General features: G+C 63.4%; 11 protein-coding genes. 9 read left to right on the top strand and 2 right to left on the bottom strand.

Annotation, left to right across the window (positions count from 1 at the left end; all coding sequences use genetic code 11):
• The 3 genes from JFN93_RS22780 to JFN93_RS22770 all read left to right on the top strand — a co-directional run bounded on the left by JFN93_RS22780 (nucleotide 1) and on the right by JFN93_RS22770 (nucleotide 2,639).
• Nucleotides 1–930 carry a GTP-binding protein gene (locus JFN93_RS22780; protein WP_199386684.1) on the top strand — a complete coding sequence of 310 codons (930 nt, stop codon included), beginning with the start codon at nucleotides 1–3 and terminating at the stop codon, nucleotides 928–930.
• A gap of 6 nt (nucleotides 931–936) precedes the next feature.
• On the top strand, nucleotides 937–1,620 hold the full coding sequence (locus JFN93_RS22775) for an MgtC/SapB family protein (protein WP_328754563.1): 684 nt from the start codon (nucleotides 937–939) through the stop codon (nucleotides 1,618–1,620).
• Nucleotides 1,621–1,817: 197 nt separating this feature from the next.
• Complete coding sequence (locus tag JFN93_RS22770) at nucleotides 1,818–2,639, top strand: cytidylate kinase family protein (protein WP_199386683.1); 822 nt, start codon at nucleotides 1,818–1,820, stop codon at nucleotides 2,637–2,639.
• 200 nt (nucleotides 2,640–2,839) lie between these two features.
• Here JFN93_RS22770 and JFN93_RS22765 read toward each other — a convergent pair whose 3' ends face one another.
• Nucleotides 2,840–3,694, bottom strand: a complete 855-nt coding sequence (locus tag JFN93_RS22765) for a PHP domain-containing protein (RefSeq protein ID WP_199386682.1) — start codon at nucleotides 3,692–3,694, stop codon at nucleotides 2,840–2,842.
• A 240-nt stretch (nucleotides 3,695–3,934) separates the two neighbouring features.
• Here JFN93_RS22765 and JFN93_RS22760 point away from each other — a divergent pair, with 240 nt between their 5' ends.
• The 4 genes from JFN93_RS22760 (at nucleotide 3,935) to JFN93_RS22745 (ending at nucleotide 6,552) form a co-directional block, all read left to right on the top strand.
• Complete coding sequence (locus JFN93_RS22760; RefSeq protein WP_328754562.1) at nucleotides 3,935–4,216, top strand: hypothetical protein; 282 nt, start codon at nucleotides 3,935–3,937, stop codon at nucleotides 4,214–4,216.
• A complete protein-coding gene (locus JFN93_RS22755) occupies nucleotides 4,213–4,866 on the top strand; it encodes an endonuclease III domain-containing protein (protein WP_199386725.1) in 654 nt (217 codons plus the stop codon). Before JFN93_RS22760 ends, JFN93_RS22755 begins: the two co-directional genes overlap by 4 nt.
• Before the next feature lie 129 nt (nucleotides 4,867–4,995).
• The gene (locus JFN93_RS22750; RefSeq protein ID WP_199386681.1) at nucleotides 4,996–5,853 is read left to right on the top strand and encodes an NAD(P)-dependent oxidoreductase; all 858 of its coding nucleotides are present in this window, start codon (nucleotides 4,996–4,998) and stop codon (nucleotides 5,851–5,853) included.
• 231 nt (nucleotides 5,854–6,084) lie between these two features.
• A complete protein-coding gene (locus JFN93_RS22745; protein WP_236021917.1) occupies nucleotides 6,085–6,552 on the top strand; it encodes a YehS family protein in 468 nt (155 codons plus the stop codon).
• A 142-nt stretch (nucleotides 6,553–6,694) separates the two neighbouring features.
• Here the strand turns inward: JFN93_RS22745 and JFN93_RS22740 are convergent, their stop codons facing one another.
• A complete protein-coding gene (locus JFN93_RS22740; RefSeq protein ID WP_199386680.1) occupies nucleotides 6,695–7,486 on the bottom strand; it encodes a hypothetical protein in 792 nt (263 codons plus the stop codon).
• 176 nt (nucleotides 7,487–7,662) lie between these two features.
• On the opposite strand from JFN93_RS22740, the gene JFN93_RS22735 reads away from it, so the two are divergent.
• Together JFN93_RS22735 and JFN93_RS22730 are read left to right on the top strand one after the other, a co-directional pair.
• Nucleotides 7,663–8,928 carry a metallophosphoesterase family protein gene (locus JFN93_RS22735; protein ID WP_199386679.1) on the top strand — a complete coding sequence of 422 codons (1,266 nt, stop codon included), beginning with the start codon at nucleotides 7,663–7,665 and terminating at the stop codon, nucleotides 8,926–8,928.
• Complete coding sequence (locus tag JFN93_RS22730; protein WP_199386678.1) at nucleotides 8,919–11,903, top strand: AAA family ATPase; 2,985 nt, start codon at nucleotides 8,919–8,921, stop codon at nucleotides 11,901–11,903. The genes JFN93_RS22735 and JFN93_RS22730 overlap by 10 nt, the downstream gene beginning before the upstream one ends.
• Nucleotides 11,904–12,041 lie beyond the last annotated feature (138 nt).

Here is a 12,041-nt window from a genome sequence, read left to right as displayed (position 1 = left end):
ATGGCTCTTATCAATCAGGCGCTGCACGAGATAAACGCGAAGGTCGTCTATTTCGGCCCCGGCCTTGCCGGCAAATCCACCAACCTCAAGTTCATCCACGGCAAGCTGAAGCCCGACTTCCGCGGCAAACTGAAGGTGATGAACGTCCAGGGCGGCAAGATGCTGTTCTTCGACTTCACCCCTCCGGGGGAATCGATGGTCCGCGGCTACCGGGTCCGGGTGCACGTCTATACCATCTCCGGCGCAAACGTCGATCCCGCGGCGTGGAAGGTGGCACTCAAGGGGGCCGACGGCATCGTCTTCGTCGCCGACTCCGCGGCGGAACGGGCAGGGGAGAACCGTCGGAGCCTGGAGGCCCTGGAGGGGCTTTTGGGCGGGTACGGCCTGAACCTCGACTCCAAGCCGCTGGTCTTCCAATACAACAAGAGCGACCGTGCCGACGCCCAGTCCAAAGAGGACCTGGACCGGCTGCTCAACGACAACGGGGCTCCCAGCTTCACCGCTGCCAGCGAGGATGGAAGCGGGGTGCTGCAGACGCTTCTGGCACTGGTCAAGGCGGTGCTGATCGACCTGCGCCACAGTGATCTTCTGGCCGGCAAGGAGGAAGCGGCAGAGCCCGCCCCGGCGGCCGTTGCGGAAGCAGCGGCGTTAGCCCCGGTAGCCCCCGCAGCCGAGGCGGCTCCCGAGCCCTCCCCGGTGGCGCCCCCCGCTCCCGAACCGGAGCCGGCGTTCGAAACCGTTGACTTGGAGGAAGTGAACTCGGTGGCGCTTACCGAAGAGCCGTCCGGCGCAGAGGAGGCGCTCACCCTGGAGATCTCTGCCGACGTCGAACTGGCCGGTTCCCGGCTGAGCGTCCCCCTTACCGTCCGCTCCGGCGGGAAAAGCCGGTCCGTCATCCTCAATCTCACCGTTTCCCTGGACCAGGGGTAGCGGGCCGTGGGCCTCGAACTCGATCTCCATTACGTCATGCGCCTGCTCCTGGCCTCGTTGCTGGGAGGGCTGATCGGGCTCGAACGGGAGGTCCACGGCCGGCCTGCCGGGTTCCGGACCCACCTCCTCGTCTCCCTGGGGGCCTGTCTCTTCGTCATCACCTCCATCGAGTTCTACCGCCTCTACGGTGACTTCAGCGGCAAAATCCCGGTCGGCGTCGACCCCGGCCGCGTCGCCGCCCAGGTCGTCACGGGAATCGGTTTTCTCGGCGCCGGCGCCATCTTGCGCGACAAGACTTCGATCCGCGGCCTCACCACCGCCGCCTGCCTCTGGGTTGCCGCCGCCCTCGGCGTTGCCTGCGGCATCGGATTCTATGCCCTCGCGTTTCTGGTCACCTTCATCGCACTGGCAAGCCTCATGCTCCTCAAGCCGGTGGAAAAGTTGCTCCCCCGCGACACGTACCTTTCCATCCGCATCTGGGGGGAGGACAACCCCGACTTCATCTGCGACATCGAGAAGGGGCTGGCCGGCTGCCGCATCGTGCCGCTGAACCTCAAGCTGGACCGCGACATCCAGCACCGTCGCCTGATGATGGCCTTCCAGGTCAAAGTGGCCGCGAACGAGACCACCGGCAGTATCTGCGACAAGCTCGGTGCTCTTGCCGGGGTGGTCCGGGTGAGCGTGGAATGACGACCATTAGCCGTTGATCATGGACCATTGACCACGCTTCAAGTCCCTTATTTTTCGCCGTTCCTTCCTTGTCAGTTGCTTCGTTGCCCCCCGCTCCGTACCCCCTTCCGAACGATCTCTCGGTTACTATCTACTTGTATACAGTGGAGAAACCGTGCTATCATGACTTGATTTTTCATTAGGAAGGAGGAGCTTGCATGGCAATAATCACCATTTCCCGGCAGATGGGAACCGGCGCCTATGCCGTATCGAAGGAACTCGCGAAACGGCTAAAATACACGCTGGTCGATCGTGCCAAGGTGGAGGAGCTTGCTCCCAAATACGGCCTGACCACCGATATTCTGGATCGCGTGGACGAGAAACCTCCGGCGTATCGGACTGCGGAAGACCGCCTGCAAGCCGCCTATCTGACTACCGTTGAATTGATCCTGCTCGACTGCGCCAAGCAGGGGAACGTCATTCTCTACGGACGGGGTGGGCAGGATCTGCTCGAAGGGATGGGGAACGTCCTGCGGGTCCGTTTCATTGCTCCCTTTGAAGACCGGGTGGAAAAGCTCGCCGAGCGCGACTGGATCGATCCGGAACTCGCCCGGGTCCTGGTCCGGAAAAGCGATCACCAGCTGGGCGGTTACATCCATTTCTATTTCAACCGTGACTGGAGCGATCCGCTCGGGTACGACCTTTTGTTCAATACCACCCACGTCTCCCAGAGCACCATGGTCGACAGCATCGTCGCGGCGGTCAAGGACCCGCGGCTCAAGGAAGCCGAAGAAGAGTCCGCGGAGCTGCTGGAGAACATCATCCTCGCCAAGCGGGTGGAAGCCGAACTGCTGAAATCCACCGAAGTGAATGCCGTCCAGTGCCACATCATCGCCGAGGAGGGCCTGGTCACCATCTCAGGACACGTCCAGTCCGAAGAGGAGATCGAGGCCGCGCTGAAGATCGCAGCGCAGGTGAGCGGGGTCACGGACGTGGAAAGCGAGCTCAACGTGATGAGCTACCGCCCGGGGGAAGACTAGGCCGAAGGACCGGCCCAGAGGGCACCATAAACAAAAACGCGAAAGGGGGATAAACCGGGCAGGCTTATCCCCCTTTCGCGCGTCCGGAGTGCCGTATAGGAGCGACATTCTTGTCGCGATCAAATATCTCTTCTCCGTCGGCCCGTAAATAAGCAGGCCGTTGCCTACCCTGCGGGAGCGCCTTTCCCGGCGCCCGGCCCTTACCGGCCGGCCTGGATCCTTTTCAACTCGGTGACGCAGTCGTACGGCACCACCATGGACCCCCGTCCCGAACCGATCTCGATCCCTTCCTCGATCCCGTGGAAGTCGGAGCCGCCGGTCCAGATCATCCCGTGGCGTGCGGCCAGGGAACGGAGAAAGGCGCTCTCCTGATCGCTGCAGATGTTGTTGAACGCCTCGACGCCGTCCAGACCCAGCCCCTGCAAACGGGACACGACGCTTTCCAGTACCTCGCGCTCCTTGCTGATGCTGACCGGGTGTGCCAGGATCGCCACCCCGCCCAGACGGCGCACGGTCGCGATCGCCTCGTCGATGGCGAAATACTGCTTCGGGACGTTGCAGGGGATGAGGTAGCTCTTGAAGGCATCCTGCATGTCGCTCGCGTACCCCCTTTGCAAAAGGATCTGGGCGATGTGCGGCCGGCCGATACTCCCCTCGGCAAGCGACGCCGCTTCCTGGGCCGAAATCGGTTGGCGCCCTTCGCGGGCCAGTTTCTCGTTGATCCGCTCCACGATGGCGTCCACGCGCGTTTCCCGCCGCTCCCGGAAGGTGCCCAGAATCTCCTTGAGCCCCGCGTCCCGGTGGTCCATCAGGTATCCCAAAAGGTGGACGTCGTGGTAGTTGCCGAACTCGACCGAGAACTCGATCGCGGGGAGAACCTCCACCCCGGCGCTCTTTCCGTACTCCAGGGCTTCATCGACCCCGTCGACGGTGTCGTGGTCCGCGATGGCGATTGCCTTGAGCCCCAAAGCGGCGGCCTTGTCGATCAGCACCGCAGGAGCAAACACCCCGTCGGAATAGGTGGAATGAAGGTGCAAATCTACGTAACCGTGCATCTGGATACTCCCTTTTTCGGATCATTTCCGCCTCCCGGACCGCTCCGGTCCCGAGCCGGCGGAAGCTTCAGTATAGGCGGTTTACTATGTGGTGCAAAGAAATAACACTGTTTCAAATAGAAGTTGCCTTAAACTGGCGCTTCTGCTAAAACATACCAATCATTTAGGGATCGCCCTGTTTGTAATTGCATGGAGCGTGCGGAAAAAAGAAACACGATCAGTGCGGGCAGGCGATGAAGGGTGAATGAACTGAAGAACAATAAGGCGAAAGCCCAATCGGTAGTCGGGTCCCGGACGGCAAAGTCGTCGGTAGCCATTGCAGGAGCCGCGCTGTCGGTGTTCGTTGCCGGCGGGCTCGCCACCTTTTCCGGGCTGGGCTGCTTTTTCTTCATGAGAAACCGGCCGTTTCTTTCCTTCGGCGACGGACGCAGCTTCGGGATGCTCCTGGTCTTCGGCGGGCTCGGGCTCTCCATCTTCGGGGTCCTGATGATGCGGATCGCCCGAAACCGGTGGCTCAACTGAAAGGGGACGAGATTCACCGGGCGATGGCCGTTCTCGCCGAGGTGGTCCAGCAGTGGCAGACCCCGGCGGTGACCATCATTGCCAACGACCGGTCCCCGTTCAAGGTCCTGGTCTCCTGCATCCTGTCCCTGCGTACCCGCGACGAAACCACCGCCGCGGCCTCAAAGCGTCTCTTCCGGCTCGCCGACAACCCGAAGGACCTCGCCGCGCTGGAGGTGACCACGATCGAGGAAGCGATCTTCCCGGTCGGGTTCTACCGGAACAAGGCCGCCCAGTTGCAGCAGATAGCCAAGGAACTGGTGGAGAATTACGGCGGGAAGGTCCCGGACGAGATCGACGAACTGCTGAAGTTCAAAGGGGTGGGGCGAAAGACGGCGAACCTGGTCGTGACGCTGGGATACGACAAGCCCGGCATCTGCGTCGACATCCACGTGCACCGGATCTGCAACCGCTGGGGTTACGTAAGTACCGCGACCCCCGCCGCCACCGAGACGGCGCTGCGGGAAAAACTCCCCAGGGAGTACTGGATCCCGATCAACGACCTTTTGGTCACCTTCGGGCAAAACCAGTGCCTGCCGGTCACGCCGCGCTGCAGTACCTGCCCGCTTGCCCCGTGGTGCGACCGGGTCGGGGTGAAGAAATTCCGGTAGGTTCGCCGTTGCAGGACAAGTAGTTGTAAGTATAATGAGAACTTTCCACAGACGAATTAACCTACGTCGCCTTAGCAAGCGAATGATATCCTCCGGTGCCGGTGCGGCATCGGGAACTTTGGGGGGAGCATGCTGAAAAAGATCGGATTTGTTGGTTTGGGGACCGTTGGGAAGCACATGGCCGAGAACCTGGCCAAATCGGACTATGCCTTGACCGTTTGGGACGAGGATGCCGAAGCGGCAGCCGCGCTGGGCAAGCTCGGCGTCAAGGTCGGTTCTTCTGCCAAGGAGACCGCCAAGGGCCAGGATCTGGTGATCGTCATCGTTCCGGAAAGCGAGCAGATCGTCTTCGGCGCCGAAGGGGTGCTCGAGGGGATCGATCCCGGCACCATCTTCGTCGACATGGGAACCCACTGCCCCGAGACCATCGAGCGGATGTCCAAAGAAGCGGTCAAGCGCCGCGCCATGTTCCTCGAGGCGCCGGTCTGGGGGAGCAAGGAGCACGCCGCCAACGGCCTGCTCACTATCCTCGCCGGTGGCGACGAGGCGCTTTTGGGCCGCTGCCGTGAGCCGTTCTCCTACTTCGGCCTCAACATCATCCATATCGGCAAGGTCGGTGACGCGACCCGCATGAAGATGATCGTCAACATGCTGCAGGCCGAGCTCCTGGTCTCCCTCTCCGAGGGGCTGGTGATGGGTAACAAGATGGGGTTCACCCCGGACAAGATCCTGGAGGTGCTCGACTCCGGCGGGGTTGCTTCGCCGCTTTTCCACTCCAAGGGTCGCAGCATCGCCCGCGGCGACTTCAGCCGCAACCTCGCGCTCAAGTACGTCCACAGCCAGCTGGAGCGGGTTCTCGAAGCCGCCCAGAAGTTCGGTCTCGAGCTTCCGGCCGCCGAGACCGCCCGCAAGCTCTACGCCCAGGCGGACGCCGACGGCAGGGGTGAGGAGGATTTCTCCGCGATCATCAAGCTGCTCAGAAGGTAGTGGCAGCAGGAACGGTTAAAAAAGGCGCTCCGCAAGGGGCGCCTTTTTTCGTACCCTTACCTGGTCTCACGAAGTTGATACCGCCGGTTACCACCCCTGCTGGCCAACCCTGTGGGAGCGCCTTTCCAGGGGCGAATTAACGTCGGTCCGACGGGCGCAGCATGCTGCCCTACGTAGGAAATTCGAGGATGAACCTGCGGAGCGCACTCCGTAGGTAGATGAGGTAGCGAAATGCTGGATAACAACGATGTACTGCGGCGGCTCCGTTACGCGCTGGATCTGAACAACCCGACCGTGTCGGAGATCTTCCGGCTGAGCGGGGTGGAGCTGAAAGGCCCGGAAGTGATCGCCCTTTTGAAAAAGGAAACCGAGGAAGGCTTTGTGCCCTGCGACCTGGCCACCCTGGACGCTTTTCTGGACGGCCTGATCGCCCTGAAGCGCGGCAAGCGGGAGGTCGGGGGCGGGGGGAAGACGACGGAAAAGCTGGGCAACAACCTGATCCTGAGAAAACTGAGGATTGCCCTGGAATTGCGTGAGGAAGACATGCTGGCGGTGTTCAAGCTGGCGGGATTCCCGGTGTCCCGTTCGGAGCTGAGCGCCCTGTTCCGCGCCAAGGGACAGTCAAATTACAAGGCGTGCGGCGACCAGATCCTGCGGAACTTCATCAAGGGGCTGACGCTGAGAAAGGGTAACGGGTAGGGAAGGGGTTGTCCTTGCTCATCTGCTGATGCGTCCCTCCTTCTTCAAGGGGGGATGCCGGCTTTCCAAGCAGCCGAACCCCATTCTCACCCCGACCCTCCCCTTGAAGGGGAGGGGGGAATTGGGGCTGGCTCAGGGGGAATTACCTCTGCTCCATCCGTCGGAGTCCCGGCTGGTCCATCCGGCGCGGCCCTTCCTGGACCGGCTGCTCCGGCGCCGCACCTTCTTCCGGCGGAGCCGGGCTGACCCCGCCCGGCGCCGATTGCTGCATCCTCTGCTCCGCCGCCGAAGGAACGACGATCTGTGCCAGCTGAGCCCGAGCCAGGCGGACCTGGACCAAGGCCAGGTCGATCGCGTCGCTGAGGCTTTCGGCGTCGTTTTGCCCTTTCTTGATCAGAAAATCCAGGTAGTCGATCTTTCTCGGCGTTGGCGGGGAGCTGTCGCGCAACTGATCCACGTCGAACGCAAACGGGGTCAGCGCCCGGCGGACCTTGTCCCCCTCGTCGGTTATTCCCGCAAACGGCTGGCTCAGGTCGTTGATCTGGTCCTGGTTCAGCATCCGGATCTTCGGATTGACGTAGTTGCCCCGGTCCTTGGCCCATTCCGTGAAGTAATCGATCCCCTGCACCCGCAACTGCTCCAGGTGCCGGTTCATCTGGTCCCTGGTGCGGTCCATCAACTCAGCCGTTGCGACGTACTCGGCAAAAAGCTCCGCCACGTCGAACTCCTGGGCCGAACTGAGCTCCTGCATGGCGTCTTGCGTGGCTTCGACCTGCGACTGTGCCTTGCGCAAATCGTCTTCCAGCACCGGCAGGTTTGTCTTCGGCAGCGCCTCGGTGTGGTGGGTCAGGGCGCAACCTGCTGCCAGGAGGGCGCAGATGGTCAGAGTGGCTGCCAGGGTCAGTATCAAGGTCCGGCACGGTTTCCCTTTCATTTCGGTCTCCTTGCGGGTCAGGCGGCGTAGATCCCGGGTTTCAGGACAGATTAAATCTATATAATGTTGCGGTGCTGTCAATGAACCCGCCTTGCCGTAACACCGGAAGGTTCCTTGACTTGCCCCGGTGCCCGGCGGTATACAAGAACGATCCATTTTCCGCGGAGCCCTAATCCATGACCGTCCGTTTCATCCATACCTCCGACATCCATCTCGGCAAGACCTACCGGTTTGCCGGCTGCGAGGCGGAGCGCTACGGAGACTTCTTCGATACCTTCCGGGGGATCGTCGCCGATGCCATCGCGCAGCAGGTCGATTTCGTGCTGGTGGGGGGGGACCTCTTCCATACCGGCCAGATCCTGCCCAAGACCTTTGCGCGCACCATCGAACTGCTGCAGCCGTTGCGCGAGGCGGGGATTCCCTGCATTGCCGTGGAAGGAAACCACGACTGGATCCACCGCCGGGACAGCATCTCCTGGATGGAGGCGCTTTCCCAACTGGGTTACCTGCACCTGCTGCGCCCGGAACGGACCTCCGAGGGGGGCTACCGCTTCGAACCCTTCGACCGGGAAACCGGCTCCGGCGGCCGGATCGAGGTCGGCGGGGTGAACATCTACGGCCTGGGGTACATCGGCTCCCAAGCGGCCGCCCACGTGGAGCGGATCTGCGACGCGGTGCAGACCCGGCGCAACATCCTCCTTTTCCACGTCGGCATCTGGAGCTATTCGCCGGTCGAGATCGGCAACATCCATCCGGACGACGCCTTGCCTCTGGCCCATTGTTTCGACTACCTCGCGCTGGGGCACGGCCACAAGCCGTACCTGATCAAGACTCCGGAGGGGCGGCCCTACGGCTTCAATCCCGGGTCGCCGGACTGCGTCAACTTCGGTGAGGAGCGCTACGACAAGGGATACTACCTGGTGGAATTCCCCGAGGCGGGGCCGATCTCCCACGAGTTCCGGACCACCGCGCCGCGGCCGATGCTCGTCACCAAGATCGACCTGGAAGGGGCGGAAAACGTGGACGAGGCGCTCTCCCGGCTCGCGGCGCAACTTGGGGAGAAGCTCGCGGGGATCGAGGATTCCCGCCGGGTCCTCCTCGAAATCCGCCTTGCCGGCCGGGTCCGCTTCCATCCTTTCGAGCTGGGGCGGGAGAGGTTGCGCCTTGCCGTCGAGGAAGTCTGCCGTCCGTTGCATATCGAGGTAAAAAACCATCTTTCCCTGGTGGCCAAGGGGGGGGAGGGGGAGACGGTCAAAAAAAGCCTGGCCGAGATCGAGCGCGACGTCCTCGCCGAACTGGTGGGGGCGCACGACCAGTTCAAGGGGCGGGAGACCGAGATGGTCGATTTGTGCCTGGCGCTTCGGGACCGCGTGCTGAAAGGTGATGCCGAGGGTGACGATCTCCTCGGGCTGCTCGAAGGATGGGAGGGACCGTGCGCCTAGTATCCATCCGGCTCAAGAACATCAAATCCCACCGCGACACGGAACTTACCTTCAGTCCCGGGATCAACGTCCTTTCCGGCCCCAACGGCGCCGGCAAGAGCACCATCTTCGAGGCGATCGGGTATGCGCTTTTCGGCGTGAGCGCCCAGGATTTCGTCACCAAGGCGGACCGCTTCCTCTCGATCGGGGCCAAAAAAGGGGAGATCTCGGTAGTCTTCGAGCCCGCCGACGGCGAGCTGTACCGGGTGACCCGGACCGTCGGCCCGGCCGCCAAGTGGCTTTTGGCCAAAAGGCAGGGGGACGACTTCGAGATCGAGGAACATGCCAACCTGCAGGAGACCGAGACGAGGATCGCGACCCTGCTCGGGCTGAACAACGGGCGCTCCCTGGCCGACCAGTTCAAGCTGGTGATCGGTCCTTTCCAGAACGACTTCCTCGGCCCCTTCGTCATCAAGCAGCCGACCGCGCGTCAGAACGCCTTTGACCAGATCCTGGGCATCGACGCCTGGCGCCGTACCTACGACGGCACCAAGTCGATCGCCTCGGCCATCCAGTCCCGCAGCGAGGTGCTCAAGGCCGAGATCGCGGGAAGAGAAGAGCAGGTGGCGGCGCTGCCCGAGCGGGTCCAGGAGCTCAAGGCGCTCAAGGTGGGCGAGCAGGAAAAGGTGGGGGAGCTGAGCGCCCGCCAGGCCGAGGTCGCCGAGGTGTCGGCGCGCATCGCCGCGCTGGACGGGGAAAAGGGGCGCCTGGACGCGGCCCAGGCCGAGGTGCAGGCGCTGGAAGAGCGGATCGGCTCCGGCAAGGAGCACGTGGCGAGCCAGCAGACGCTGGTGGAGCAGTCGCGCGCCGCATCGGTCGTTCTGGGCTCGGCCCGCGCGGGAAAGGAATGCTTCGACCGGGCCGAGCAGGAGCTGAAGGAGTTGCGGACCAAGGAACAGGCCAAACTCCAACTGGAGCGGAAAAAGGGCGAAATTGAGAAGGAACTTTCCGCCCTTTGCGCCACCCGGGACGCCGAGGCCCGCGAGGTTGCCGAGCTGCGCCAGGGTATCGACGCCGACGCGGTGAAGCTTTCCCGCGAGGAACTCGCGCTGACCGAGGCGCGCGGCGCGCTGCAGCAGGAGGAGTCGGCAGCTCGCCGGGGATTGGCCGCCACCGAGGCGGCGCTGGCCGGTTTCAAATCCCTGCCGCTGCTCCAGATCGATACCAGGCTCCCCTATCTTTTGACGGCGCTCGATCGCCAGGCGGCACTGGCCCGGGAAGCCGGGGACAAGGAGCGGACCGTTTCCGGTGCCGACGCGGTGCGCCGCGCGGCCGCCGAGGCCCCGGCGCTGAAGCGACAGCTCGACGAGGTCCAGGCGGGGAAAGCGCGGCTGCTCGGCCAGAAGCAGAGCCTTCTGGAAGGGAAGGAGAAACTGTCGGCCGGGGAGTGTCCCTTCTTTGGCGAGCCCTGCCGCAACCTCGAGACCGGAGGGGGCGCCGACCCGTTCAGCGACCGGATTGCTCGGCTGGACCGCGAAATTTCCCAACTGGAGGCGAAATCCGCCGATCTCGCCGCTGCCCTGACCGCTGCCGAACGTGCCGCGAACGAACTGGTGGCCATCGAGACGACCGCCGCCGATCTGGCGAAGCTCGAAGCAGAAAAAGCGCAGCTGGAGCGGGAGTTTGCCGAACGGCGGGAACAGATGGCGCCGAAGCTGATCCTGGAAACGCTCAACGCCTTTCTCGCGTCGACCTCCCTGGCCCAGGTGCCGGCGGGGGCGGTCGTTCTCGATCTGGCGGGGACCCCTGCTGAGCGGCGCGAGCAGCTGGAAACGTGGGGGAGGAAGCTTAAAACGCTGGCGGCCAAGGTCGAGGCGGACCTGAACCGGGAGCAGGCCGCAGCTCGGGAGCCGGTACTCGCGGTGGAGCGCAAAAAAGCCGGGCTGGACGCTAACGGTAACGAGCTCGGTCGTTTCCGGACCGAGCTGTCGGCCCGCAAGGAAAGGCTCGCCGTCCGGGAGAAGGCGATCGCCGCACGGGACGAGCGGGTGCGGGAGCTTCAGGAGACGCTCCAGGCCCGGCTGGGCGAGCTTTCCCGGCTCGAAGACGTGACGGCGCAGATCGCGCGCACCGAGGGGGAGCTGGAGCGGTACCGAAAGGACCGCGACACGTTCATCGCCAACGAGGCGGCGGCCGAGCAACTGGCGGCGCACCAGGAACGACTGGAACGCTACCAGCAGCGGCTGCTGCAGCTCCAGCAGGAGCGGGAAGCCAAGCACGGCGAGCTGGAAAGCCTGAAGCAGAGCTACGACCCGGCGCGGCACGATGCCGCCAAGGGGGCGCGCGAGCAGCTGCTGGGGCGGATGGCAACCCTGGAGGCCGAACTTGCCGGATTGAAGGAGAACGCCCGACGGCTGGAAGGGGAGGTCGAGATGCTGACCGCGATGGCGGAGGAGGTACGGAAGAAGACCGCCGCCATCGGGAAGCTCGCCCGGCAGGGGGAGATGGTAAAGCTTTTGCGCAACCAGGTCTTCAAGAACGTCTCCGCGCAGCTCTCGGAGCGGTTCCGGGAGGAGATCAGCTTCCGTGCCGACCGGATCTACCGGAGCATCGCCGAGTCCGACGAGGAACTGGTCTGGGGGGAGAATTACCAGGTGGTGCTGCGGGACATGGCGGACGGCGCGGTGCGGGAGCGGTCCGACGACCAGCTCTCCGGCGGCCAGATGATGAGCGCCGTCGTGGCGCTGCGCCTGGCCCTTTTGCAGACCATTGGGGCGCGCATCGCGTTTTTCGACGAGCCGACGTCCAATCTCGATGCCGAGCGCCGCGAGAACCTGGCCAAGGCGTTTCGCGCCATCGATCTTGGCAAGGAAGAAGTCACCGAGCACTGGTACGACCAGCTTTTCCTGGTGAGTCACGACGTGAGCTTCACCGAGATCACGGATCAGATGATTCAGTTAGGTGGAGATCAGGAGCAGGGCCATTCCTCTGTATAACCGGTGGATCGATTTCCCACAGCGTAGGCGGCTTCCAGAGACTAAATCGCGACCGGAAGGTCGCTCCTACAAGATCAGCCCTCCTACAGCCGCGGCGACGCGGAAGGTCACCAGCCTCGCGAGCCGATTACCGATCAC

Origin of the sequence: Geomesophilobacter sediminis (assembly GCF_016458275.1) — a bacterium.
GTDB classification, from domain to species: domain Bacteria; phylum Desulfobacterota; class Desulfuromonadia; order Geobacterales; family Geobacteraceae; genus Geomesophilobacter; species Geomesophilobacter sediminis.
The sequence above is the reverse complement of the archived record's forward strand: the minus strand, read 5'-3'. Positions and strand labels throughout refer to the sequence as shown.

Coding starts and splice junctions, on each gene's coding strand:
- JFN93_RS22780 (WP_199386684.1), top strand. CDS start 1: ATGGCTCTTATCAATCAGGCGCTGCACGAGATAAACGCGAAGGTCGTC.
- JFN93_RS22770 (WP_199386683.1), top strand. CDS start 1,818: ATGGCAATAATCACCATTTCCCGGCAGATGGGAACCGGCGCCTATGCC.
- JFN93_RS22765 (WP_199386682.1), bottom strand. CDS start 3,694: ATGCACGGTTACGTAGATTTGCACCTTCATTCCACCTATTCCGACGGG.
- JFN93_RS22750 (WP_199386681.1), top strand. CDS start 4,996: ATGCTGAAAAAGATCGGATTTGTTGGTTTGGGGACCGTTGGGAAGCAC.
- JFN93_RS22745 (WP_236021917.1), top strand. CDS start 6,085: ATGCTGGATAACAACGATGTACTGCGGCGGCTCCGTTACGCGCTGGAT.
- JFN93_RS22740 (WP_199386680.1), bottom strand. CDS start 7,486: ATGAAAGGGAAACCGTGCCGGACCTTGATACTGACCCTGGCAGCCACT.
- JFN93_RS22735 (WP_199386679.1), top strand. CDS start 7,663: ATGACCGTCCGTTTCATCCATACCTCCGACATCCATCTCGGCAAGACC.